This is a genomic window from Corynebacterium sp. 11A (genome assembly GCF_008930935.1).
In the GTDB taxonomy this organism is placed as follows: domain Bacteria; phylum Actinomycetota; class Actinomycetes; order Mycobacteriales; family Mycobacteriaceae; genus Corynebacterium; species Corynebacterium megadyptis.
Genome location: NZ_PQMR01000001.1, coordinates 442052 through 467114 on the forward strand (window position 1 = coordinate 442052; position 25063 = coordinate 467114).

The 25063-nt window shown below is 62.8% G+C and carries 26 protein-coding genes; 21 read left to right on the top strand and 5 right to left on the bottom strand.

Annotation, left to right across the window (positions count from 1 at the left end; translation table 11 throughout):
• Positions 1 to 8: 8 nt before the first annotated feature.
• From mltG to nusB, 10 genes are all read left to right on the top strand, one after another.
• Positions 9 to 1208 (top strand): endolytic transglycosylase MltG, encoded by a 1200-nt coding sequence (mltG, locus tag GBB18_RS01900; RefSeq protein ID WP_151640659.1) that lies wholly within the window; start codon positions 9 to 11, stop codon positions 1206 to 1208.
• 215 nt (positions 1209 to 1423) lie between these two features.
• A complete protein-coding gene (locus GBB18_RS01905; protein WP_151640560.1) occupies positions 1424 to 2272 on the top strand; it encodes a shikimate dehydrogenase in 849 nt (282 codons plus the stop codon).
• A 12-nt stretch (positions 2273 to 2284) separates the two neighbouring features.
• Positions 2285 to 2803 carry a prepilin peptidase gene (locus GBB18_RS01910; protein WP_151640561.1) on the top strand — a complete coding sequence of 173 codons (519 nt, stop codon included), beginning with the start codon at positions 2285 to 2287 and terminating at the stop codon, positions 2801 to 2803.
• 65 nt (positions 2804 to 2868) lie between these two features.
• The gene (aroC, locus tag GBB18_RS01915) at positions 2869 to 4071 is read left to right on the top strand and encodes a chorismate synthase (RefSeq protein ID WP_151640562.1); all 1203 of its coding nucleotides are present in this window, start codon (positions 2869 to 2871) and stop codon (positions 4069 to 4071) included.
• Positions 4072 to 4077: 6 nt separating this feature from the next.
• Positions 4078 to 4608 (top strand): shikimate kinase, encoded by a 531-nt coding sequence (locus tag GBB18_RS01920; protein WP_151640563.1) that lies wholly within the window; start codon positions 4078 to 4080, stop codon positions 4606 to 4608.
• 21 nt (positions 4609 to 4629) lie between these two features.
• Positions 4630 to 5712, top strand: coding sequence for a 3-dehydroquinate synthase (aroB, locus tag GBB18_RS01925; RefSeq protein ID WP_151640564.1), 1083 nt, complete (start codon positions 4630 to 4632; stop codon positions 5710 to 5712).
• Complete coding sequence (gene aroQ / locus GBB18_RS01930; protein ID WP_151640565.1) at positions 5700 to 6137, top strand: type II 3-dehydroquinate dehydratase; 438 nt, start codon at positions 5700 to 5702, stop codon at positions 6135 to 6137. Before aroB ends, aroQ begins: the two co-directional genes overlap by 13 nt.
• A 53-nt stretch (positions 6138 to 6190) precedes the next feature.
• The gene (locus GBB18_RS01935; RefSeq protein ID WP_151640566.1) at positions 6191 to 7282 is read left to right on the top strand and encodes an aminopeptidase P family protein; all 1092 of its coding nucleotides are present in this window, start codon (positions 6191 to 6193) and stop codon (positions 7280 to 7282) included.
• A 114-nt stretch (positions 7283 to 7396) separates the two neighbouring features.
• Positions 7397 to 7960, top strand: coding sequence for an elongation factor P (gene efp / locus GBB18_RS01940; RefSeq protein WP_151528678.1), 564 nt, complete (start codon positions 7397 to 7399; stop codon positions 7958 to 7960).
• Between the two features lie 85 nt (positions 7961 to 8045).
• On the top strand, positions 8046 to 8687 hold the full coding sequence (gene nusB, locus GBB18_RS01945) for a transcription antitermination factor NusB (protein ID WP_151640567.1): 642 nt from the start codon (positions 8046 to 8048) through the stop codon (positions 8685 to 8687).
• Between the two features lie 111 nt (positions 8688 to 8798).
• Here the strand turns inward: nusB and GBB18_RS01950 are convergent, their stop codons facing one another.
• Genes GBB18_RS01950 through GBB18_RS01970 form a run of 5 tightly spaced genes read right to left on the bottom strand, consistent with a single transcriptional unit; the run spans position 8799 to position 12176 of the window.
• Positions 8799 to 9290, bottom strand: coding sequence for a hypothetical protein (locus GBB18_RS01950; protein WP_151640568.1), 492 nt, complete (start codon positions 9288 to 9290; stop codon positions 8799 to 8801).
• Positions 9287 to 9790 (bottom strand): hypothetical protein, encoded by a 504-nt coding sequence (locus tag GBB18_RS01955; RefSeq protein WP_151640569.1) that lies wholly within the window; start codon positions 9788 to 9790, stop codon positions 9287 to 9289. The genes GBB18_RS01950 and GBB18_RS01955 overlap by 4 nt, the downstream gene beginning before the upstream one ends.
• Before the next feature lie 10 nt (positions 9791 to 9800).
• Positions 9801 to 10205, bottom strand: coding sequence for a YbjN domain-containing protein (locus GBB18_RS01960; protein WP_151640570.1), 405 nt, complete (start codon positions 10203 to 10205; stop codon positions 9801 to 9803).
• A gap of 11 nt (positions 10206 to 10216) precedes the next feature.
• Entirely contained in the window at positions 10217 to 10747 is a 531-nt protein-coding gene (locus GBB18_RS01965; RefSeq protein ID WP_151640571.1) for a YbjN domain-containing protein, read from the bottom strand.
• Between the two features lie 55 nt (positions 10748 to 10802).
• Positions 10803 to 12176, bottom strand: a complete 1374-nt coding sequence (locus tag GBB18_RS01970) for a TIGR01777 family oxidoreductase (protein ID WP_151640572.1) — start codon at positions 12174 to 12176, stop codon at positions 10803 to 10805.
• A 304-nt stretch (positions 12177 to 12480) separates the two neighbouring features.
• Between GBB18_RS01970 and pyrR the strand changes: the two genes are divergently transcribed.
• The 11 genes from pyrR (at position 12481) to metK (ending at position 25053) form a co-directional block, all read left to right on the top strand.
• Entirely contained in the window at positions 12481 to 13065 is a 585-nt protein-coding gene (gene pyrR / locus GBB18_RS01975; RefSeq protein ID WP_151528685.1) for a bifunctional pyr operon transcriptional regulator/uracil phosphoribosyltransferase PyrR, read from the top strand.
• A 76-nt stretch (positions 13066 to 13141) separates the two neighbouring features.
• Entirely contained in the window at positions 13142 to 14083 is a 942-nt protein-coding gene (locus GBB18_RS01980) for an aspartate carbamoyltransferase catalytic subunit (protein WP_151640573.1), read from the top strand.
• 18 nt (positions 14084 to 14101) lie between these two features.
• Positions 14102 to 15433 (top strand): dihydroorotase, encoded by a 1332-nt coding sequence (locus GBB18_RS01985; protein WP_151640574.1) that lies wholly within the window; start codon positions 14102 to 14104, stop codon positions 15431 to 15433.
• A 54-nt stretch (positions 15434 to 15487) separates the two neighbouring features.
• Positions 15488 to 16675 (top strand): glutamine-hydrolyzing carbamoyl-phosphate synthase small subunit, encoded by a 1188-nt coding sequence (gene carA, locus GBB18_RS01990; RefSeq protein ID WP_151640575.1) that lies wholly within the window; start codon positions 15488 to 15490, stop codon positions 16673 to 16675.
• A gap of 32 nt (positions 16676 to 16707) precedes the next feature.
• Complete coding sequence (gene carB, locus GBB18_RS01995) at positions 16708 to 20046, top strand: carbamoyl-phosphate synthase large subunit (RefSeq protein ID WP_151640576.1); 3339 nt, start codon at positions 16708 to 16710, stop codon at positions 20044 to 20046.
• Entirely contained in the window at positions 20047 to 20880 is an 834-nt protein-coding gene (gene pyrF / locus GBB18_RS02000) for an orotidine-5'-phosphate decarboxylase (RefSeq protein WP_151640577.1), read from the top strand.
• A gap of 175 nt (positions 20881 to 21055) precedes the next feature.
• The gene (mihF, locus tag GBB18_RS02005) at positions 21056 to 21379 is read left to right on the top strand and encodes an integration host factor, actinobacterial type (protein WP_018019814.1); all 324 of its coding nucleotides are present in this window, start codon (positions 21056 to 21058) and stop codon (positions 21377 to 21379) included.
• A 5-nt stretch (positions 21380 to 21384) separates the two neighbouring features.
• On the top strand, positions 21385 to 21957 hold the full coding sequence (gene gmk, locus GBB18_RS02010) for a guanylate kinase (protein WP_151640578.1): 573 nt from the start codon (positions 21385 to 21387) through the stop codon (positions 21955 to 21957).
• Between the two features lie 95 nt (positions 21958 to 22052).
• The gene (gene rpoZ / locus GBB18_RS02015; protein ID WP_151528692.1) at positions 22053 to 22337 is read left to right on the top strand and encodes a DNA-directed RNA polymerase subunit omega; all 285 of its coding nucleotides are present in this window, start codon (positions 22053 to 22055) and stop codon (positions 22335 to 22337) included.
• A gap of 170 nt (positions 22338 to 22507) precedes the next feature.
• Positions 22508 to 23752 (top strand): bifunctional phosphopantothenoylcysteine decarboxylase/phosphopantothenate--cysteine ligase CoaBC, encoded by a 1245-nt coding sequence (gene coaBC / locus GBB18_RS02020; protein WP_151640579.1) that lies wholly within the window; start codon positions 22508 to 22510, stop codon positions 23750 to 23752.
• Positions 23753 to 23829: 77 nt separating this feature from the next.
• Positions 23830 to 25053, top strand: coding sequence for a methionine adenosyltransferase (gene metK / locus GBB18_RS02025; protein ID WP_151640580.1), 1224 nt, complete (start codon positions 23830 to 23832; stop codon positions 25051 to 25053).
• Positions 25054 to 25063 lie beyond the last annotated feature (10 nt).

A 25063-nucleotide genomic window follows, 5' to 3' on the forward strand; every position in this document is an offset into this window, starting at 1 on the left:
GTAGGCGCATGGAACCGGTGTATGTCAAAAGGCGCCAGCGCGGTGTGGCTATATTGGTTGCCTCTCTGCTGCTTATCATCGGCTCCGTCATCTACATCGCTGTGATGCGCGCAAATCCACCGAGCCTCGCCGACTACTCCGGCGAGGGCAATGGCGAGATCGAGCTCGTGCAGATCAACGAGGGCGAGTCCGTCTCCGAGTTGGGAGTGGAGTTGGTCGATCGCGGCATCGTGAAGTCCAATGGCGCCTTCCAGCGGGCGGCCGGCGCGAACCCTGATGCCGCGAGCATTCAGCCCGGCTTCTACCGTCTGCAGGGCGAGATGAGCGCCGAGGCGGCCGTGGCAGCGCTCGTGGATCCAGCCAATAAGGCCGAGGCGTTGCAGGTACCCGGCGGCCAGACCCTGATGGATGTCCGCGCCGTCAGTGGCGAAATCCGGCCCGGTCTTCTTTCCGAGATCTCCCGTATCAGCTGCGAGGACGCAGCCGGTGCATGTATCCCGCTGCCAGAGCTGGAAAAAGCGGCCGCCAATGCGAACCTCGAAGAGCTCGGTGTGCCCGCGTGGGCACTCGAGCCGGTGCGTGCTCGCGGGGCGGATCCGAAGCGTCTCGAGGGGCTTATCGCCCCCGGTACCTATGTGATCGACCCCAAGGCCGATGCCACTGCAGTGCTGAAGGACTTGGTGGCCCGCTCCACCAAGATCTACAACGACACCGATATCGTGGCCCGCGCCCAAGCCGTCGGTCTCAGCCCCTATGAGCTACTCATCGCCGCATCCCTGGTCGAGCGCGAGGCCCCGGCCGGTGACTTTGACAAGGTGGCCCGAGTTATTCTCAACCGCCTGCATGAGCCGATGCGCCTGGAGTTCGACTCCACCGTGAACTACGGCCTGCCCGAGGTGGAGGTGGCCACCACCGATAAGGACCGCTCCCGCGTCACCCCGTGGAATACCTATGCCAAGGAGGGTCTGCCCGAGACTCCCATCGCTGCCCCCTCTGAGGAGGCGCTGCGCGCCATGGAGAACCCAGCCGAGGGCAACTGGCTGTTCTTCGTGACGGTGGATAAGGACGGCACGACCGTGTTCAACGATAACTTTGACCAGCACCAGGCTGATACTCAGCGCGCCATCCAAAACGGCGTGCTCGACAGCAGCCGCGAGGAACCCGAGCCCCCGGCAGCGCCCGAGCCGCCCGCACCGGAAGCTCCCTAAGCCATAGGGTTCTGGGGCGAAAGCTCCATACTGGGGTACAGGCCTTGGGGCACGCATGACGCCCGCCTCCTACGTAATGGGGGCGGGCGTACTGCATGTCTGTGGAAGGCCGGAGCGAAGGGGTGTGCAGTGGGGTGAAGCGTCGCCGCGTATCCCCCGTGCCGCCCCCCCCACCTCGCTGCGGTGTGTGGACAGCGCCCGAGCGAGGCGAGACAATGGCAGACATGCCACGCGCCGCAGTTTTAGGATCCCCGATCGCCCATTCTCTCTCCCCGGTATTGCATAACGCCGGCTACCGAGCCGCTGGCCTGAGCCAGTGGAGCTACGGCCGCCGCGACACCTCCGCCGAGGAGATGGCCACGGTCATGGCGGAGGCCGCCGCAGATCCGGAGATCGCCGGTTTTTCGGTGACGATGCCCTGCAAGTTCGATGCCGCTGCCCACGCTGTTGAACGCAGCCCGCGCGCCCGTGCCATCGGCTCGGCCAATACGCTCGTGCGCTGCGAGAACGGGTGGCGCGCTGATAATACCGATGTGGAGGGGATCTACGGCGGGCTCGGGGTACTCGGCGTGGAGTTGGCCGGTGAGCCCGTGGTGGTCATCGGCAGTGGCGGTACCGCCCGTCCTGCCATCTATGCCGCAGGACAGCTTGGTGCCGCAGAGATCACCGTGATTAACCGCAGCGATAAAACCGAGGAGCTGCGCTCGCTCTGCGAGGCGCCACTTCGCTGGTTGTCATGGGAGGACACGGCGGGGATTGACGAGGCCTGCCGCCGCAGTGCCGTGGTGATCTCCACGGTGCCCGCCGCCGTGGTCCAGGACAAGGAAGAGCATATCGCCCACGCGCCTGTCTTCGATGTCATCTACGATCCATGGCCCACCCCGCTCGTCGCACTCGGGAGGACGCGCGGTCTGGCGTGCGTGGGCGGGCTGAGCATGCTCGCCTTTCAGGCCTTTAGTCAATTCGAACAATTCACCGGCGTGGCCGCGCCCAAGGACTCGATGGTGGCCGCGCTCGCTGAAGCAACTGGGGTATCGGCCACCGAGATCGCCGGCGCTCGTTAAGCTTCCGGCCCCGTGTCAGCACGGTGGAGCGAGCCGGATATCTCAGCACATATCGAGGGGGAGTATGTGTCCACAATCGTCTGCGTCGCGCCCGGTGGCGGCATTGCGCAACAGCTGTTACTGAGCAGCGTGTGCGTGCTTCTCATTTCTGCCGCCGGCTGGGATCGCATTCACGCCCGCCTGCCCAACACGCTCACCCTGCCAGCCATCCTCATGGCGCTACTGCTCTTTCCCAGCGCGTGGTGGGGAGGGCTGCTCTGGGGCGTCAGCTATGGGCTCGCGTGGTGGCGGAACTGGGGAATCGGCGGAGGGGACGTCAAACTCGCCGTCTCTCTAGGTGTCATCGCTGCAGCTCAGGGTGTGCTCGTGCTGCCGTGGGTCATCGCCGGTGCCGCATTATTGACGCTTATCGACGCTACCCTCCAACACTTTCAGCTCCTGCCCTCGGCATTAGCGCGCGGTCGCGTCCCGCATGGGCCGGGGATGGTGTCGGCGACGCTCATCGCTGCGTTGCTGTGCGCCAAGGTTTAAGGGCGCCGAAATTAAACGGGGGTAGATGTGCGTGTATCCAGCCGCGGCGTGCAAGAATATGGGGCATGCTTCGATGGACTACAGCTGGGGAATCCCACGGTCAAGCCTTAATCGCCACCATGGAACACCTGCCTGCGGGCGTGCCGATCACCTTGGAGGAGATCTCGGCGCATCTCGCTCGTCGTCGGCTCGGTTATGGCCGCGGCGCGCGCATGAAGTTCGAAGCCGATGAGCTGTCCCTGCTCACTGGGGTGCGCCACGGCAGAACGATGGGTGCACCGATCGCCATCATGATCGGCAACACCGAGTGGCCTAAGTGGACCACCATCATGTCTGCCTCGCCATTGGATGAGGACGACCCTGAGGTACAGAAGGCGATGTCTTCCGGCCGCGGTGCCAAGCTCACTCGGCCTCGGCCCGGGCACGCCGATTTCTCCGGCATGATCAAGTACGGATTCGACGAGGCTCGGCCCGTTCTGGAGCGCGCCTCCGCCCGCGAAACTGCGGCCCGGGTGGCCCTTGGTGTGCTGGCGCGCAACTTCCTGCGCGAGACCATCGGAGTGGAAGTGTTCTCCCATGTGATCTCGATCGGCGAATCCGAGCCCTATGACGGTCCCACCCCCAGCTTCGAGCAGCTCGAGGAGATCGACGCCTCGCCGGTGCGAGCCGCCAATAAGGCCGCCGAGGAGTCCATGATCGCACATATCGATAAGGCGAAAAAGTCCGGCGATACCCTCGGCGGCGTGGTGGAAGTCGTGGTCAATGGCTTGCCCATCGGTTTGGGCTCCTATACCTCCGGCGAGGACCGACTCGACGCCCAATTGGCGGGAGCGATCATGGGCATCCAGGCCATCAAGGGCGTGGAGATCGGCGATGGATTCCTCGAAGCTGTCCGCCCCGGCTCCCAGGCCCACGATGAGATGGTGCGTACCGCCGATGGCGTGGACCGGCTGTCCAACCGGGCTGGTGGCCTCGAGGGTGGCATGACCAATGGTCAGCCGCTGATCGTGCGCGCTGCCATGAAGCCGATCTCTACGGTGCCGCGGGCTTTGCAAACAGTGGATATGGCTTCTGGCGATGCTGCCACCGCCATCCACCAGCGCTCCGATGTGTGCGCCGTCCCCGCCGCCGGAGTGGTGGCCGAAGCGATGGTTGCTCTCGTCCTCGCCCGCGCTGTGCTGGCGAAATTCGGCGGTGATTCGCTTGCCGAGACTAAGCGAAATGTCGATACTTATACCGAAAGCGTTGCTAAGCGATTGGAGTTCTAAAAACACATGGGAACCCCTCGAGTTGTTCTCGTTGGCCTGCCTGGTGCGGGGAAATCGACCATTGGTCGCCGCCTATCGCGGGCGCTGAACATCCCCCTTGTGGATACTGATCAGATGATCCAAGAGCGCGAAGGCGAGCCGTGCGGCGACGTATTCTCCCGCCTCGGTGAGCAAAAGTTCCGCGCTCTCGAGGCAGAAGTGGTCGCAGAAGCCCTCGATCAGGACGCTATTGTCTCCCTCGGCGGCGGGGCAGTGGTCACTGATTCCGTGCGCGCCGCACTCGATCATCACTCCGTGGTGTGGATCGATATCTCCGTGGAGGAGGGGCTACGTCGCACCGCCCAGGATTCTTCACGGCCCATCCTGCAGTCCGAGAATCCGCGCGAGCGCTATCAGCAGCTCTACGACGAGCGCATCGGCTATTACAAGGATGTGGCCACCTTCCGCGTTCGCTCCAATGAGCGCAGCCCGCAGCGAGTGGTAGCCGACGTGCTCGCCTATCTCGAGACCGTCTGCGAACCCGAGCCCAGCGTCTAATACCCCGTAGCAAGGACAATCATGCGTTCCATCCCCGTTAGCAGCGCCTCTCCTTATGAGGTCGTCATCGATCACGGTATCGCGCCGGCGCTGACCGAGCTGGTGAGCAGCGCCGCAGACGCCCGCAAGGTCGCGATTATCCATCAGCATTCCGTGAAGCACATCGCGACGCGGATTGGCGCCGCTCTCAGCTCCGCCGGTATGGAGGTACATCCTCTTAAGCTGGCTGATGCGGAATCCGGAAAAACCCTCGCCGAAGCGGGGCGCATGTGGGACGAGCTGGGCAGGCTCGAATTTTCTCGCCGCGATGTAGTGGTCTCTGTTGGCGGTGGTGCTTGCACCGACGCCGCTGGTTTCATCGCCGCCTCGTGGATGCGCGGCATCAAGGTGATTCATTGCCCCACCACGCTGCTGGCGATGGTGGACGCCGCTGTCGGCGGCAAAACCGGAATCAATACCGCGGCCGGGAAAAACCTCGTTGGCGCCTTCCACGAGCCCTTCGGTGTATTCATCGATCTTGATTGTCTCGGGACCTTGCCACGGGAAGAGATCATCGCCGGATCTGCGGAGATCATCAAAACCGGCTTGATCCGCGATCCGGAGATTCTCGCCCTCTATGAGTCCGATCCGGCCGCCTGCGTGGATCCTACTGGGCACCTGCCGGAGTTGATTGCTCGCTCCGTGGCGGTTAAAGCTGCGGTCGTCGCGGCCGATCTGAAGGAATCGAATCTGCGCGAGATCCTCAACTATGGTCACACCTTCGGCCACGCTGTGGAGCTCAATGAGCAGTTCCGGTGGCGCCACGGAGATGCGGTGGCGGTGGGCATGATGTATGTTGCCGCGCTCTCGCACATCCGTGGCGAGCTCTCGGCGGCCGAAGTGGAGCGCCACCGCGCGATCATCTCCAGCGTGGGCCTGCCCACCGGCTACAACGGCGCCAGCTTTGAGCAGCTGCTCGCCGGCATGCGCAAGGATAAAAAGAACCGCGGCGGCTCTATTCGCTTCGTTGGTCTCACCGGGGTGGGGGAGACCACCCGCCTCGAGGACACCACCGAAGAGCAGCTGCGCCAGGCCTATGAGCAGGTGGTGGCATGGACGTCCTAATTCTCAACGGTCCGAACCTCAACCGTCTCGGCAAGCGCCAGCCCGAGGTCTATGGCAGCACGACGCTTGACGACGTCGAGCAGCGGCTCGCCAGTCGCGCCCAGCAGTTGGGCCTCGCGGTGGAGTGCCGCCAGTCCAATCACGAGGGCCAGCTCATCGACTGGGTGCACGACGCCGCCGATCGGGGTGCCGCAGTCATCATCAATCCCGGCGGGTTTACCCATACCTCGGTGGCGCTGCGCGATGCCCTCGCCGAGATCGCCGATGGCCAGGGCTTCGTCGAGGTACACATCTCGAATGTGCACGCCCGCGAGCCTTTCCGCCACCATTCCTACCTCAGCCCGATCGCGCTCGGAGTGATCGCCGGCCTTGGGGTGAAAGGCTATGAACTTGCCCTCGAGTATCTGGCGGAGCGAATCACCTAGAGTTGAGCTAGATCCACACCACACGATTTGAGCCGAGAGGGGCCCTGAAATAGATGTCTTTGAGCGATACCCGATTCCTCACCCGCCGCCGCGCTCTATCTGCCGAGCTGAACAGCCAACGCGTCGATGTCATGCTGGTCACTCATCTCACCCACGTGCGCTACCTCTCCGGGTTTTCCGGATCTAATGCAGCACTGCTGGTGAATAAGGATCTCACCGCCAGCATCGCCACCGATGGCCGCTACACCACTCAGATCGCGGAAGAAGTACCGGATATTGAGGCCGTGCTGGAGCGCCGCTGCGCTACCGGGCTGCTCAAGCGGGTGGAAGGGCATCGCCGGGTGGGCTACGAGGCCGATTATGTCACCGTCTCTGAACTGGAAGCCCTAGAAAAGGCCTGCCCAGAGGACGTCACCTTGGTGCCGGTCAGCGGCATCATCGAGAAACTGCGCCTGATCAAGGACGATGTGGAAAAGCAGCGGCTGCGCGACGTCGCGGCGCTGGCCTCCCAAGCCTATCTGGACATGCTCGCAGCGGGCGAGGTGGCCGCGGGCCGCACCGAGCGGCAGGTCGCCGCAGATCTGGAGTACCGGATGCGCATGCTCGGCTCCGAGCGGGTGTCCTTCGATACCATTGTGGCCTCGGGCCCAAACTCGGCGAAGCCGCACCACGGCGCCGGCGATAGGGTGCTCGAGCACGGCGATATCGTCACCATCGACTTCGGTGCCCACGACCGCGGCTTTAACTCGGATATGACCCGCACCATCATGATCGGCGAGGCCAGCGATTTTGCCCGCGAGATCTACGAGGTGGTGCTCAAGGCCCAGCTCGCCGGTGTGGAGGCCTCGCGACCTGGCGCGAAGCTGGTCGATATCGACCGCGCCTGCCGCGACGTCATCGAGGAAGCCGGATATGGCGAGTACTTTGTGCACTCCACCGGCCACGGCGTTGGTCTCGATGTACACGAGGCCCCCGCTGCCGCCCAGACCAGCACCCACGTGCTGGAGAAGGACATGACGCTGACCATCGAGCCGGGTATTTACGTTCCCGGCAAGGGTGGCGTGCGTATCGAGGACACCCTCATCATCACCGACGGCCAGCCCGAGATTATTACCAAGGTGAGCAAGCAGCTCACCGTGGTGTAGTCTGGTTTGGTCAAGTACACGCTTTCAAATTGTTGAGTGCTCGCGCCGCGCGGCGGCGGGGAAACCTTTCCCGCAGCCGACGTCGTTGGGCGCGGGCCCGAAGGAGCTAAACACGTGGCAACTACCGCCGATTTCAAGAATGGTCTTGTGCTGAAGATTGATAACAAGCTGCAGCAGATTATCGAGTTCCAGCACGTCAAGCCGGGCAAGGGCCCCGCATTCGTGCGCACCAAGCTGAAGGATGTTGTCTCCGGCAAGACCGTAGACAAGACCTTCAATGCCGGCGTGAAGGTGGAGACCGCGCTGGTGGATCGCCGCGACATGACCTACCTGTACAACGACGGCACCGCCTACGTGTTCATGGACGATAAGACCTTCGAGCAGGTCGAGCTAGAGCCGCACCTGATCGGTGATTCCGCCCGCTTCCTGCTGGAGAACATGCCCGTGCAGGTCTCCTTCCACGAGGGTGAGGCTCTCTTCGCCGATCTGCCTGTGGCCGTGGAGCTCAAGGTGGAGCACACCGATCCGGGTCTGCAGGGCGACCGCTCCACCGGCGGCACCAAGCCCGCCACTCTCGAGACTGGCGCCGAGATCCAGGTGCCGCTTTTCCTCGAGACCGGCAACGTGGTGAAGGTCGATACCCGCACCGGCGAGTACCTGTCCCGCGTGAACAACTAAGCACCACACTGAACATGCACGTCTCGCGGACAAGTGCCGCGCGGCGTGCGCATTCTTTTTACTATCAGGAAGTTCTGAGGAGACTGTGACTGACTTCAAGCGGCGGGGAACTCGGTATAAGGCGCGTCGCCGCGCCGTCGATATCCTCTTCGAGGCAGAGGCCCGCGATATCGATCCCGTGGCCTTGGTGGATGAGCGCGCGGCGCTCTCCCAGGACCGTAATGTTGGGGTAGCTCCCATCAAGCCCTATACCCGCGAGATCGTCGAGGGTGTTGCGGTCGAGCTCGACCGCATCGATGAGGTCATCGAGCGCTTCCTCGCCGCCGAGTGGGAACTTGATCGCCTGCCTGCTGTAGACCGCGCCATTCTGCGTGTCTCTGGCTGGGAGCTGCTCTTCAACCCCGATGTGCCGCGTCGCACCGCCGTGGTGGAGGGGGTAGAGCTTGGTAGCGAATACTCCACCCCCGTTGCCTCGCCCTATATCAATGCCGTGCTCGACGCGGTGGCAAAGAACCTCGAGGACATTACAGCCGAGGAACTTCAACCCGTGGAGAGCGACGCAGATGAGTACGCCTGCGACGAGGCCAACGACACCCTCGAAGGCCCCGTGCCCGTCACGGTTGACGATGAGGAGCGTCCGCTAGACGTTGAGGACATCCCCGCCGAGAGCGATGCCGCCGCAGTGGCTGAGCCAGAGCATGAGCTAGGGCCGGAACAAGACCACTAAAGACCCGCACTGGTCGCTGAGATTCGTTCTCTACCGAAACGCCGGATACCGCCGAGAACTCTGCTGCGTAGTAGCAGCAGATTCGGCGGTTGTTTTCTGTGTTGGTCCGTCCTAGGCGCGTGTATCCGGCTCCGTCCACGGCCCATTGAGCGTGAGGGGCAACCACTCAGGGCTGGGAGCGGGAACGATGGTGGGGGTATCGAGGGTGGTGCTCAGCCAGTGCAGCGCGTCGGCAATGTCGTAGCAGCAGCGTAAGACATGCCGCTCCAAGCGGGCGGTGGTGAGCGAGTCAACGAGGTAGGTCGATGCGGTGCCCATGGCGGTGAGCGCCTCTGTCAGGCCGATCTGGCCGATCCCGAGCTTCGCGTGATGGCCCTCCTGGTGGTAGCCATTGGCGGCGAGAACAGCGTCGTGGCGCTGTTCGGCGGTATAGGACTCCCGCAAGGCTTCGCTCGCGCTGATGAACATCACCGCCGGGGCACGAAGATGGGCGTGAAAGACCAAGGGATGGTCGGGAAAGCAGAATCGTATCCCTCGGTGCCGATCGATGATGCGGGCGTGGGCGGAGATCGCCTCCACGAGATGGAGATAATGAACGCTCATCGGGGCGGGCTTTCGATAATCGGCATGGTGGGCAGCCGCAGCATGTAGTGGTGGTGATCCACAGTGGTACCACACACATCGGGTAAGAAGTGTTCCATTTCGATGAAGAAGATGTCCACCATCGCGAGGTAATGGTCGACGGCATCACCCAATTCATCCGCGGTGCACTGGGAGGCATCGGGAAGATGTACCACACAGCCCACACCGAGGGAGGCGTCCTCGCCGGTGAGCATATAGCCGATGGGCTGAATGCGGTTGACGTTCCAAAAGTCCACAAAGTTCGTCAAGCGCTCGAAGGTATCGACGGTGGCCTCCTTGGGCCACACACCGTGCACCACTAGAGCATCACGGTAGGGATCGTAGGTGATTTCTACTGCGGCGTGGTCGGTGGTGACGAGAAAGGACTCATGGTCGAACCTCACCGGCAGGCGCACACTACGCAACCAGGCATGAACAGCCTCAAAGATGCGTAGTGCTGCGGGATGGGAGCGGCGGGCCACGATAGTGAACTTACTTTTTCCCGAGATCCTGCAGGGCCTTCATACCGGCAAGAACCAGATCGATGCGGATCTCCAGCGACTCCTGCAGCTGTGTATCGCTCATGTAGGCAGAGACAGGGAACTCGGACTCGGTGCGCAGGCCGTGGGTATCGCCGGAGGTGGCGACTACTGCTTTTACCCCGTGCAGCCGAGCATTGAAGTGGTTGCAGGCAGCAAACCACGGGCCCTCGAGGGACTCGAGAGGGTATTCGGCGCGCACAATCACGGACTGATTGTCCAGCACGGCGATGAAGGTATCGATGTTATTGAGGCGGGCGTGGCCCACATCAGGGAAGTCGATGTCTTCCAGTTCCACATCGACACTGGCCAAGGCGTCCTTGACGCGGGCATAGGTGACTGCGTTGAGTTCAGGCACGGCGTGATCCTTTAAGCGTTGTCGTTCTCTGAGGTGGTGGCGGGCGCATTGGCCTCGGGGATGGGCTCCGTCTCGGGGCGCTCCCAGGTGACCAGATCAGGGAAAGAGTTGGCGAGATAGTCACAGGCGGTGGCCGTGGCGGTGAAGAAGGAGACCACGAATAGCCCCAGCTGATTGTGGGTGTAGCCACCGGCTTTATTCAGCGCAGGCAAGGCGCGCTGCAGGTGTACTTCCACACCGTCCTCGCTGCCGGAGGCGGCCCCCACATACATGGTGGGTTTTATTTCCAGCACGTTCCATTCATGGGCTGCTTGCAGCAGATCATTGCCCTGCTCGGGGCTCGGCTCGCCGCGCCAGCGAGCGTCGAGCAGCAAGGTGCCCTCGTGTACCACGATGCCGATGGCGGCGTCATAGAAGCCAGTGCGAATAGCGCCCTCGATGGTGTCGAACTCGAGGTCCTGTTCGCGCAGCACGGTGGCCACTCGCTCGATGGTGAGGGGCATGAGTAGCTGCTCGTCGGCAGCGGTTTCGGCTGAATCCACTGATTCACTCCTTAAAGCAAAGATGACGGGGGATAGGTGGAGATACGAAAAAGGTTTAGGAATCGTCGCCTGTGGTGGCGTCGAAGAGCGTCTCGCCGCCAAGCTCGTGGGCGAACGTCGCCGCTAGCGTGGGGTGGGTGAAACGGTAGCCCAGCTTCTCAAACTTGGTGGGCACCGCGTTCTGCGAGGTCATCAGCAGCTCCTCGGAGGCGATGGGGCCCATCATCAGCTTGGGGGCCACCGCTGGGATCGGCACCACGAATCTGCGGTGCATCGCGCCCTGGAGGGTGTCGCCAAATTCCTCGGAACGCACTGGCTGAGGGCCGGTGGCGTTGAAGGGGCCGGACATCTTCGGATCAACGGCGGCGCGGACATACATGGAGGTGAGATCATCGATACTTACCCAGGGCAGATAGCCGCCCTCGGTACCCACCTGCGGGGCAAGACCCGCGCCGAAGGCGGCGCGCAGTCCGGGCAGCATGCCACCAGCGGCGCCCATGACGAGCCCGGTGCGAAGATTCACCACGCGCTTCCCAGCATCGCGGGCTGGAGCGCAGGCATCCTCCCAATCGGCGACCACATCGGCCAAAAAGCCCTCGCCGCGTTCGGCGGTCTCATCGAGGAGTTCATCGCCACGGTCGGGGCCGTAGAAACCCACTGCGGAGGCGACGATCATGGCGTGGCAGGTCTCAGACGCGGCCACCAATTCCGCGAGGCGGCGGGTGGGGGTGACGCGGGAGTGGCGGATCTTGTCGCGGTGGGATTCACTCATGCGGCCGGCGATGGACTCGCCGGCAAGGTGGATGAGCACATCCACACCATCGAGGAGATCCTCATCGGGCAGAGTCGTATGCCAGCGGCGTTGGCCGAGTTTCAGATCAGAGCCGCGTTTGAGCTCGATTACGGTGTGACCGGAGGTGCGCAGCTGGGCGGCGAGATGGGTGCCCACGAAGCCGCCGGCACCGGTGAGAGCAATGGTAAGCGGCTCGGTGGGGGCGCCGGCGAGAGCCCGGAACTCCGCTATACGGGTGAGATCCTCCAGCAGCTGGTGTTGCCGATAGGCGAAGGTGGCCTCGAGGAAACTCCCCGGAAGCCGGGTGTGCACGGTGTCAGTGATACGGGTGCCGGCTGGGGCGTCGGCGAAGGCGTGTATGTGGCGCCACTGCGAGAGTGCACGCATGGGGGCGTTGATGCACACATCGGTAAATTGGCGTCCCTCGTGGTAGCCGGAAAGATCGTGCTTGGCCACCCATTTCAGGCCTGCTGGCAGGGAAAACTCGGTGGTTCCGGTGGCTAGCGAGCTAGCCTGCTTCACAGGGGTCATGGGTACGAAAGGCGGCGTCAGCCGCACCACCGCACCAGGGCGGGTGTGCCACTGCCAGACATCTGAGCGGGGGAAGGGAAGGACATGCTCGGTTGAAATACCCACGTGGGTTGGTGACCTCCTCAAAGCGGCGGCAAGTGTATGAGTGTCGATTATACGGAGACGGCCGGACACTGCCATGAGATTCAGCTCTCGCTGGGGTGAGAAGCCGGGCAGGTGAGCGTCGATAAGCGACAGCCCTGCGGGTGGGGTGAGGGTGGAGGTAATTGCCTAGTGATGGGCAGAGGCGAGTGCTAAGCTAAGAAAACGATAAAGTTCATAGGATTCAGTGGCTGTATAGTGACTGCAGTCTCGGTGTCTGAAGGCATCCTTTAACGGACCGCACAGAGAGGCGGGGAAGGAGGTCACGATGGCAACGCAATTAATGAGCGCCGACGATGTCGGACGCACAATTGCGCGCATCGCGCACCAAATTATTGAAAAGACAGCACTTGATGCTGCGAAGGAATCAGCGCACCCCGAGGTGTGTCTGATGGGTATTCCTTCGGGGGGAGTGCCGCTGGCCCAGCGCTTGGCGGCCAAGATTGAAGAATTCTCGGGTGTTGCCGTGAGCGTCGGCACCCTCGATATCACCTTGTACCGCGATGATCTGCGCCACCGTGCACACCGCGCGCTCAAGCCCACCACCATTCCTGATACCGGCATCGATGACATCACTGTGGTGCTGGTCGATGATGTGCTCTATTCCGGTCGCACCATTCGTGCCGCCCTCGACGCGCTCCGCGATATCGGCCGCCCGCACTGCGTGCAACTCGCGGTGCTCGTGGATCGCGGCCATCGTGAGCTGCCTATCCGCGCGGACTATGTGGGCAAAAACCTGCCCACGGCCGTCAGCGAGGGCGTGAGCGTGTTGCTTGCAGAGATCGACGGCGAGGATGCCGTGGAGATCTCCCGCACGAATCATCCCGGCGAATCCGCCACCACCCGCGAGTAGCGCGCGCCTGCCGCGGCAGCTGCGAACGCCGCCACGGCCTGCACGTGCTGTCGAGAACCTAGTGAGCTAGAGGCTAATGAAACACCTGCTTTCCATCGAGGAACTCAGCAAAGACGAGATCCTGACCATCATGGACGAGGCGGACAAGTTCCTAGAACTGCTGTCTCACCGCGAGATCAAGAAGCTGCCGACACTCCGCGGCCGCACCATTTTCACCCTCTTCTACGAAAACTCCACCCGCACCCGTTCCTCCTTCGAAACCGCTGGCAAGTGGATGAGCGCGGACGTCATTAATATTTCCGCTTCCTCGTCCTCAGTGAAGAAGGGCGAATCACTCAAGGACACCGGCTTGACCTTAAGTGCTGTGGGGGCGGATGCCATCATCATCCGGCACCCCGCGTCGGGTGCGGCCGAGCAGCTGGCCCGCTGGGTGGCCCCGCAGGGTGAGGGGCCGAGTGTGATCAACGCCGGCGATGGCGCCCACCAGCACCCCACCCAAGCCCTCTTGGATGCGGTGACCATGCGTCAGCGCCTGGGCCGCATCGAAGGCAAGAAGATCGCGATTGTGGGCGACTGCCTGCACTCGCGGGTGGTGCGCTCCAATGTGGATCTGCTCACCACCTTAGGCGCCGAGGTCACCCTCGTCGCCCCGCCCACGCTGCTGCCCTTCGGCGTGGAGAACTGGCCGGTCACCGTCTCCTATGAGATGGACCCAGTGCTCGCCGCACAAGATGTGGTGATGATGCTGCGCGTGCAGCAAGAGCGCATGAACGGCGGGTTCTTCCCTTCGCATCGCGAATACGCCACCCTGTACGGGATGAGTAAGGCCCGCCTGGCGCAGCTGAAGGACGAGGCCATTGTGATGCACCCTGGGCCGATGCTGCGCGGCATGGAAATCAACGACTATGTTGCCGACGCCCCGCAAACCGCCGTGTTGCAACAGGTATCCAATGGTGTGCACGTGCGCATGGCCGTGCTCTTCACCCTGCTCTGTGGCCAGGGCAGCCCGCGCGAGTAATTCCCAAAGGAGAAAACAATGACGACTGAGACCACATATCCTGCCACTGGGGAACTCGCGCCTGTTGCCGAGGGAACCCTCCTCATTATGAATGCGCGCCCCTATGGCGAGGGCGAGCCGCGTAACCTGCTGATCCGCGATGGCGTGATCGATAGCCTTGACGCGGCAGCCGACACCGCCGCCGATCGCACCATTGACGCCGCCGGGGCGGTGCTGCTGCCCGGACTGGTGGACATTCACGTGCACCTGCGCGAGCCTGGTCGCGAGGACACTGAGACCATCGCCACCGGCTCCGCGGCCGCCGCCAAGGGCGGGTTTACCGCCGTGTTCACCATGGCCAATACCCAGCCGGTGATGGATCAACCGGTGATCGCGGAGTCCGTCTGGTTCAAAGGCCAGCAGGTGGGCCTCTGCGATGTCCACCCCGTGGGCTCGATTACCAAGGGGCTGAAGGGCGAGACGCTTACCGAGTTCGGCATGATGGCTAACTCCGCAGCCAAGGTGCGCATGTTCTCCGATGACGGCGTATGCGTGAACAATCCGCAGGTGATGCGTCGTGCCCTAGAATACGCCAAAGGCCAGAACGTGCTGCTCGCTCAGCACTGCGAGGATGCCCGCTTGACTGAAGGGGCAGTGGCCCACGAGGGAGAGATGGCTGCGCGGCTCGGCCTGCGCGGCTGGCCGCGCGTGGCGGAGGAGTCGATTGTGGCGCGCGATGCGATTATGACCCGCGATTATGGCGCCCGCATGCACATCTGTCACGCCTCCACCGCAGGCACGGTCACGCTCGTGCGCTGGGCCAAGGACTGCGGCATTCCGCTCACCGCCGAGGTCACACCCCACCATTTATTGCTTCACGACGCTCGCCTGCACAATTTCGACGGCCGCGACCGAGTGAATCCGCCGCTGCGAGAGAAGTCCGATACCGAGAAGCTGCGTGATGCGCTGCTCGACGGCACCATCGACTGCGTGGCCACCGACCATGCACCGCACGGCTCTGAGGAGAAATGCTGCGAATTCTCTGAGGCCAAAAATGGCATGCTGGGCCTCGAGACCTCGCTCGCCATCGTGCACCAGATCTTCGTGGAAACTGGGCTGGCCGATTGGCGCTTTGTAGCCAAGGTGATGAGCGAAAAGCCCGCCGAGATCGTGCGCCTTCCCGGCCACGGCCGTCCCATCGCCGTCGGCGAGCCCGCCAACCTCACCGTGGTGGATCCGCACAGCCCGTGGACCGCCCGCGGCGAGGAGATGGACTCCAAGGCCGATAACACCCCCTATGAGGGCATGGCCTTCAACGCCCAGGTCACCCACACCATCCTGCGCGGAACCGTGACCTATCAGCGTCGCTAAGCCACAGCACTCTCCCACACCCCATAAAGAACTTCATGGAAAGGCCCTCACACAGTGACTACTGAGACCACCCACTCGGCCACCACGCGGCCCGCAGTGCTCGTGCTCGCCGATGGCAACACCTACCGCGGGCTCGCTTTCGGCGCGGACGGCAATGCCTTCGGCGAGGCCGTCTTTACCACCGCCATGACCGGTTATCAGGAGACGATGACCGATCCCAGCTACCACAAGCAGATGGTGGTGATGACCGCCCCGCAGATCGGTAACACCGGCTGGAACGACGAAGATAATGAGTCCCGCGAGGACAAGATCTGGATCGCCGGTCTAATTATTCGCGATCTATCCCACACCGTCTCTAATTGGCGGGCCTGCCGCAGCCTCGAGGAGGAGATGATCTCTCAAGGCCTGGTAGGCATTAAGCATGTGGATACCCGCGCCATCGTGCGCCACCTGCGCAACTATGGATCCATCAAGGCTGGCGTCTTCACCGGCGAGGACGCCTTGCTCGATACCGAGGAGCTGGTGCGCCGCGTTCAGGCCCAAGAGGATATGGAAGGCGCGAATCTCTCGGCCGATGTCTCCATCGATGAGCCGCAGGTCCTCGAGCCTGAGGGCGAGGTCCACGCCACCGTGGTGGCCTATGACATGGGCATTAAGTCCAATACCCCGCGTAACCTGCTTGCTCGCGGTATGCGCACCGTGCTGGTGCCGGCCAATTACCCCTACGAGAAAGCCATGGAGTTCCAGCCCGATGGCGTGTTCATCTCCAATGGTCCAGGTGATCCCGCCACCGCAGACGAGATGGTAAGCATTGTGCAGCAGTTCTTGGACAAGGATGTGCCGATCTTCGGCATCTGCTTCGGCAACCAAATCCTGGGCCGGGCCTTCGGCATGAACACCTACAAGCTGAAGTTCGGACACCGCGGGGTAAACATCCCCGTGAAAAATCACGTGCAGGGCCACATCGAAATCACCGCCCAAAACCATGGCTTCGCCCTCGAAGGCGAGGAAGGCCAGGAGTTTGATACCCCCTATGGTCCCGCGCTGGTGACGCATACTTGCCTCAACGACGGCGTGGTCGAAGGCGTGGCACTGAAAAATGGACGGGCCTTCTCGGTGCAGTACCACCCCGAGGCTGCCGCCGGTCCGAATGATGCCAACCCGCTCTTCGATCAATTCGTGGAGCTGGTTCTCGCGGACATCGCCGCGAAAAACTCCGGCTCCGGTGACAGCCAGAACTAAGCACACCAGGAAGAGAAAGAGGAATACAGACAATGCCCAAGCGCACTGACATCAATCACGTCCTGGTTATTGGATCCGGCCCCATTGTGATCGGCCAAGCCTGCGAGTTCGACTATTCCGGCACTCAGGCGTGCCGCGTGCTCAAGCAGGAGGGGATGCGGGTGACCCTCATCAACTCCAACCCAGCGACGATCATGACCGATCCGGAGTTCGCCGATCACACCTACGTGGAGCCGATTCACCCCGATTACATCGAGAAGATCTTTGAGAAAGAGATCGCCGAAGGCCATCCCATCGACGCCGTACTGGCGACCCTTGGCGGCCAGACCGCCCTCAACGCTGCGATCGCACTGAATCGACGCGGCAGCCTTGAGAAGTACGATGTGGAGCTCATTGGCGCCGATATCCCCGCCATTCAGCGCGGCGAGGACCGCCAGAAGTTCAAAGATATCGTGGCCAAGATCGGCGGCGAGTCCGCGCGGTCGCGCGTCTGCCACAACATGGACGAAGTGCACGAGACCGTCGCCGAGTTGGGCCTGCCCGTGGTGGTGCGCCCCTCCTTCACCATGGGTGGCCTCGGCTCCGGCCTGGCCTTCGACAACGATGACCTCGAGCGTATCGCCGGCGGCGGCTTGGCCGCCTCTCCGGAGGCCAATGTGCTCATCGAGGAATCCATCCTCGGCTGGAAAGAATACGAGCTCGAGCTCATGCGCGATGGCGATGACAACGTGGTGGTCATTTGTTCCATCGAAAACGTCGATGCCCTCGGTGTGCACACCGGTGATTCCGTGACCGTGGCGCCGGCCTTGACGCTGACCGACCGCGAGTTCCAGAAGATGCGCGATCAGGGCATCGCCATCATTCGCGAGGTGGGCGTGGACACCGGCGGCTGTAATATCCAGTTCGCCATCAACCCCACCGATGGCCGCATCATCACCATCGAGATGAACCCGCGCGTCTCCCGTTCTTCGGCGCTGGCCTCGAAGGCCACTGGCTTCCCGATCGCGAAGATCGCCGCCATGCTGGCGATCGGCTATACCTTGGACGAGATCACCAACGACATCACCGGCGAAACTCCGGCCGCCTTCGAGCCCACGCTGGACTATGTGGTGGTCAAGGCCCCGCGCTTTGCTTTTGAGAAGTTCCCTGGCGCCGATGACACGCTCACCACCACCATGAAGTCGGTGGGCGAGGCCATGAGCCTGGGCCGCAACTACGCCGCGGCCACCAATAAGGTGATGCGCTCGCTGGAGAATAAGGACACCGGTTTTTGGACCGCTCCCGATCGCTGCGCCGATGCCGACGCCGCCTTGGAGTCCCTGAAACGCCCCGTGGCGGGCCGGATGTACGAGGTAGAGCAGGCCCTGCGCGGCGGCAAAACCATCGAGGAGGTCCACGAGGCCTCCGGCATCGATCCCTGGTTCCTCGCTGAGATTCAGCACCTGGTACAGCTGCGTCAGCAGCTTATCGACGCCCCCGTGCTCACCGAACAACTGCTGCGCCTAGCGAAATACTACGGACTCTCCGATAAGCAGATCGCGGCCCTGCGCCCAGAGTTCGCCGGCGAAACCGGCGTGCGCTCGCTGCGCTGGTCGCTGGGGATCCGCCCGGTGTTTAAGACCGTGGACACCTGCGCCGCCGAGTTCGAAGCCAAGACCCCGTACTACTACTCCGCCTATGAATTCGACGCTGCAGCGGAATCCGAGGTGAGCCCGCAGACCGAGAAAGAGAAGGTGATCATTCTCGGCTCGGGCCCAAACCGCATCGGCCAGGGCATCGAGTTCGACTACTCCTGCGTGCACGCCGCGCTGGAGCTCTCGCGGGTGGGCTATGAGACCATCATGGTCAACTGCAACCCTGAGACGGTCTCCACCGACTACGACACCGCCGATCGTCTCTACTTCGAGCCGCTGACCTTCGAAGACGTCATGGAGGTCTACCACGCCGAGTGCCAGTCCGGCACCGTGGCTGGGGTGATTGTGCAGCTCGGTGGCCAAACTCCGTTGGGCCTGGCCGAGAAGCTGCGCAACGCCGGGGTGCCCGTGGTGGGCACCACGCCCGAGGCCATCGATTTGGCGGAGGATCGCGGCGAGTTCGGCGAGGTGTTGGCCAAGGCCGGTTTGCCGGCACCCGAGTTCGGTACCGCCACCTCCTTCGCCGAAGCCCGCGACGTCGCCGCCCGCATCGGTTACCCCGTGCTGGTGCGCCCCAGCTATGTGCTGGGCGGGCGCGGCATGGAGATCGTCTACGACGAGCAGACCCTCGAGGACTACATCAACCGCGCCACCGAGCTCTCCAATGAGCACCCAGTGCTGGTGGATCGCTTCTTGGATAACGCCATCGAGATCGATGTGGACGCCCTCTGCGATGGCGAGGAGGTCTACCTCGGCGGAGTGATGGAGCATATCGAGGAAGCCGGTATCCACTCCGGCGATAGCTCCTGCGCCTTGCCGCCGATGACGCTCGGCGCCGAGGACATCGAGAAGGTCCGCCAGTCCACCGTGGCTCTCGCCCACGGCATCGGAGTCAAGGGCCTGATGAACGTTCAGTACGCGCTGAAGGACGACACCCTCTACATCATCGAGGCCAACCCGCGTGCCTCGCGTACCGTGCCCTTCGTCTCGAAGGCCACCGGGGTGCCGCTGGCGAAGGCTGCCGCCCGCATCATGATGGGCGCCAGCATCGCCGAGTTGAAGGAAGAAAAGCTCATCCCCACCACCCACGACGGCGGCTCGCTGCCCATGGACGCCCCGATCGCGGTGAAGGAAGCCGTGCTGCCGTTTACCCGCTTCCGCCGCCCCGACGGCTCCATGCTGGACTCGCTTCTCAGCCCAGAGATGAAGTCCACCGGTGAGGTGATGGGCCTGGCCGATAGCTTCGGCGCCGCCTATGCCAAGGCCGAGGACGCCGCCTTCGGCGCGCTGCCCACCTCCGGCACCGTGTTCGTCTCTGTCGCCAACCGCGATAAGCGCACCCTGAACTTCCCGATCCAGCAGCTGGCCAAGCTCGGCTTTAAGATGATGGCCACCAAGGGCACCGCCGATATGCTGCGCCGCAATGGCGTCGAATGCGAAGTGGTGGCCAAGGCCAGCCAGGTACGCGAAGGCAGCGAGGAGCTGTCCATCGTGGACAAGATCACCGCCGGCGAGGTGGATCTTATCCTCAACACCCCTGCAGGCTCCGCCGGTGCCCGCCACGATGGCTACGATATTCGCGCCGCCGCCGTGAGCGCCGGGGTGCCACTGGTGACCACCGTGCAGGGCGTGACCGCCGCTGTGCAGGGTATCGAGGCGATGCGGGACAATGAGCTGAGCATTCTGCCGCTGCAGGAGCTCAATCACGAAAACATCGCGGCCAAGGCGGGGGAGTAAGTGAGCGACTTCGGATCCCAGCTCCACCAGGCCTCTCTCGAGCACGGCCGGCTCTGTGTGGGCATTGACCCCCACCCGGCGCTGCTCGACGCCTGGGGGCTACCTCGCAGCGTCGAGGGCCTGCGGGAATTTAGTGCCACCTGTGTGCGCGCCTTCGCAGGCTCCGTGGCTTTGGTGAAGCCGCAAGTGGCCTTCTTCGAAGCCTATGGTGCCGGCGGCTACACCGTGCTCGAGGAGACCATCGACTCGCTGCGGCAGGCCGGAACCTTAGTGGTGGCCGATGCCAAGCGCGGCGATATCGGCTCCACGATGGCCGCCTACGCGGATGCGTGGCTGCGCCCTGGCTCCCCGCTGGAGGTGGACGCCCTCACGGTTTCTCCCTATCTGGGTTTCGGTGCCCTCTCACCGGCCTTGGACTATGCGGAGCAGGGCAAGGGGCTGTTCGTCCTAGCCGCCACCTCTAACCCAGAGGGGCAGAGCATCCAGCGCGCTATGAAGCAGAGCGAGCTGACTGTCGCCCAGCACATCGTGGACGAGGCTGCCACCTGCAATGCAGCGGGAGCAGCTGCTGGCGTCCCCGGCAACGTGGGCGTCGTAGTGGGGGCAACGCTGCGCGACGCCCCTGATCTCGCGGCGCTCAATGGCCCTATCCTGATGCCTGGGGTAGGCGCTCAAGGAGCCGGAGCAGGGGATGTCGATAAGCTCGCACGGGGAATGACATACATGGCATTTCCCAACGTCTCTCGTGGGGTGTTGCAGGCCGGTCCCAGCGTGAAAGCCCTAGAAAAGGCCGTTTCGGACTTGGCCGGCCAATTTCCGGGAATTCCCAGCTAGAAGCGTTATCGCGGCAGAGCATATGACGGGCCTGCGGCCTGTCACCTTGGCTTTTGTCCAAGTAGTGCTAGACTGATGCGAGCTTCAAGGAATCCGCTCGGCGCAGGAGCTGCGTCGAGGCGTTTTCCGCCAGATAGCCCAAGTAATTAATCGCCTACGAATCGGAGGAACCAACGTGGCCCTTCCCAAGTTGACTGACGAGCAGCGCAAGGAAGCCCTCGCGAAAGCTGCTGAGGCCCGCAAGGCCCGTGCTGAGTTGAAGGAAAAGCTGAAGCGCGGCGGCACCAACCTGAAGGAAGTTCTGGATCAGGCCCAGGACAACGAGATCATTGGCAAGACCAAGGTTTCCGCTCTCCTCGAGGCTATGCCGAAGGTGGGCAAGGTCAAGGCTAAGGAGATCATGGAGGACCTCGAGATCGCTCAGACCCGCCGTCTGCGCGGCTTGGGCGACCGGCAGCGTCGTGCTTTGCTCGAGCGCTTCGGTTTCTCTGAGGACTAATTCAGATGACCGGCGAGAACCCGACGCCCCGCCTCGTCGTTTTGGCTGGTCCCTCTGCGGTGGGTAAATCCACCGTGGTTCATCGTCTCCGTACAGACGTGCCCTCGCTGTATTTCAGCGTTTCAATGACTACCCGTGATCCTCGCCCCGGTGAGGTGGATGGTCAGGACTACTTCTTCGTGTCGATGGAGCAGTTCAATGACACGATTGAGGCAGGGGAGATGCTCGAATGGGCGGATATTCACGGCGGATTGCAGCGCTCTGGCACCCCCGCGCGGCCGGTTACCGAAGCCCTTGCGGCTGGACGGCCCGTGCTCGTGGAAGTTGATCTGCAGGGTGCGCGCAACATCGTGAAGTCCATGCCCGAGGCAACCACCGTGTTCCTCGCCCCGCCCTCTTGGGAGGTACTGGTTGATCGCCTGACCGGTCGTGGTACCGAGTCCCAAGAGGTGATTGATCGTCGTCTCGCGACGGCGCGCAAGGAGCTCGATGCGCAAAGCGAATTTGACCACGTGGTGGTCAACGATGATGTGGACGCAGCAGTCGAGGCTATTCACCAGCTTCTCACCGGCCACTAGCCGTCGAGGGGACCACTCGGACCCGCGGGCGTAGTGGACCGTAGTGGGCAGCATGGTGCAGAGAGAACTTTTACAGATAGCAATCCAGAAAAAGGATGACAGTGAGTAACCAAACCACAGGCAATGAGTCTGTTTTCGATGATCCGGTAGGCATTACCGCACCGCCCATCGACAGCCTTATGAACCATGTGTCCTCCAAGTACGCTCTCGCCATTTTCGCGGCAAAGCGTGCTCGTCAGATCAACAGCTACTACCAGCAGGCGGACGAGGGCGTCTTCGAATTCATTGGCCCACTCGTTACCCCGGAAGCTGGCGAGAAGCCGCTGTCTATCGCCCTGCGCGAGATCGACGCTGGAATGCTGAACCACGAGGAAGGCTAAAGCCGTATTCCTTGATTGGCCACCGTGTTCGCATGGTCACTGAAAAGGGGCCAGCTCGACCCTAGACCGGTCGGCATCACCAACCCAGCACGTTCACAGTAAAGGTGCGTGCTGGGTTTTGTGCTGTGCGCATCCAACGGCCGTAGGGGCATCGGCTACCCTAGACTCTTATGAGCTCGAGCGAGAAACTCTCCATCGTCGTTGGTGTGACCGGCGGTATCGCCGCCTATAAGGCCTGCCATGTGATCCGTGCCTTCACCGAAGCTGGGCACAGCGTTCGGGTGGTCCCTACCCGCAATGCTCTCAAGTTCGTCGGGGAGGCCACTTTTACTGCCCTGTCCGGTCATCCGGTAGCCACCGACGTGTTTGAGAACGTGGATAAGGTGCAGCACGTGATGGTGGGGCAGCAGGCCGATCTCGTGGTGGTGGTTCCCGCCACTGCTGATTTCCTTGCCCGGCTGCGCCTGGGCATGGCGGATGATCAGCTCACCGCCACCTGTCTCGTGGCCACCTGCCCCGTGGTGGTGGCCCCAGCCATGCATACCGAGATGTGGAATAACCCCGCCACCCGGGAGAATGTCCAGGTGCTGCGGCAGCGCGGTATCGCCGTAATGGAGCCCGCCCATGGTCGGCTCACCGGCCGCGATAGCGGGCCAGGGCGGCTGCCCGAACCGGAGCAGGTAGTGGACTACGCACTCGGTGTACAGGAGGAGGGACGCGCCCCGCAGCGCGATCTCGAGGGCGTGCGGGTGCTAATTTCCGCCGGCGGGACGCGCGAGGAGATCGACCCCGTGCGCTTTATTGGCAATCATTCCTCCGGCCGCCAGGGCTATGCCCTGGCCAATGCCGCCGCCCAGCGCGGTGCAGAGGTGGTGCTGGTCGTCGGAGCGGCGGACGCCCTGGTGGATCCCATTGGGGCGCGGATCATCCGCATTGATTCCGCCGCCGAGCTCCACGCAGCCATGGATCGCGAGGCGCGAAAGGCCGATGTGGTGATTATGGCCGCCGCGGTGGCGGATTATCGCCCCGCCCGCCGAGCAGAGTCCAAGATGAAAAAGGGCCGGGCCGACGCGGATTTGTCCGTGATTGAGATGACCCAAAACCCCGATATTCTTGCCGGTCTCGTAGACAAGCGCCGCGATGGCGCGGTGCCCGCCGAGACGATCATTGTCGGTTTTGCCGCAGAGACAGGCGATGAGCACACCAGCCCGCTGCAACTGGGGCGAGAAAAGCTCCAGCGCAAAGGGGTGGACCTGCTCATGGTCAATCACGTCGGCGGTGGCCGCGTCTTCGGCCAAGACACCAACGAGGGCTGGCTGCTCGGCGCCGATGACACGGAGACAGCCGTGCCCGCAGGGACCAAGAACGCGGTGGCGCATCGGATTCTCGATGGGGTCAGCGCGCTTCGGCGCTAGCGCGGAGTCGGTAAGTGCGGAAGCGCGTGCCCTGCATGTATTGCTAAATTAGACCGCTTAGTCTATGTTTGTTGTCTATGACCAGCGCAGCTAAAGATACTCGACTTTTCACCAGCGAGTCGGTGACGGAAGGTCACCCGGACAAGATCTGTGATGCCATCTCAGATACCATTCTCGACGCCATGCTCGAGGTGGACCCGCACTCTCGGGTGGCCGTGGAAACCGTGGTCACTACCGGTTTAGTGCACGTGGTGGGAGAGGTGCGCTGCGCCGGTTATGTGGAGATCCCGCAGCTGGTGCGCACCAAGCTGAAGGAGATCGGTTTCACCTCTTCCGAGGTGGGCTTCGATGGCACCACGTGTGGAGTAACCGTGGCCATTGGCGAGCAGAGCGCCGAGATCGGCTCGGGCGTGGACACCTCCCAGGAGGTGCGTAGCGGTACCTCCCAGCACGATGATGATCACGCGGGCGCTGGCGATCAGGGCCTGATGTTCGGCTATGCCACCAACGAGACGGACGAGTACATGCCGCTGCCGATTGCGTTGGCGCATCGGTTGTCTCGGCGTCTCACCCAGGTACGCAAGGAGGGCATCGTGCCCCATCTGCGTCCGGACGGCAAAACCCAGGTGACCTTCGCCTATGACGAGGCGGATAATCCCAGCCATATCGACACCATCGTGATCTCCACCCAGCACGATCCGGATATCACCCAGCAGTGGCTGGAGGAGCAGCTGCGGGAGCACGTGATTAACTGGGTGATCGCCGATGCAGGGCTGGAGAGCTTCCTCAGTGAGGATCTCACCGTGCTCATTAACCCCTCCGGCTCCTTCGTGCTCGGCGGGCCGATGGGCGATGCCGGGCTGACCGGCCGCAAGATCATCGTGGACACCTATGGCGGCATGGCCCGCCACGGTGGTGGCGCCTTCTCCGGCAAGGACCCCTCGAAGGTGGATCGCTCCGGCGCCTACGCTATGCGCTGGGTGGCGAAAAACATCGTGGCCGCAGATTTGGCCGATAAGGCCGAGGTGCAGGTGGCCTATGCCATTGGCCGCGCCGCTCCGGTGGGGCTCTACGTGGAAACCTTCGGCACCGCCAAGCACGGTCTGAGCGATGAGCAGATCCAGCACGCTGTGGCTGAGGTCTTTAATCTGCGCCCGGCGGCGATTATCCGCGAGCTGGATCTCTTGCGCCCGATTTACGCTGACACCTCCGCCTATGGCCACTTTGGCCGCACCGATGTGGACTTCCCGTGGGAGCACACCAACCGTGTGGAGGAGTTGCGCGCCGCGGCGGGGATCTAGACTAGAATCT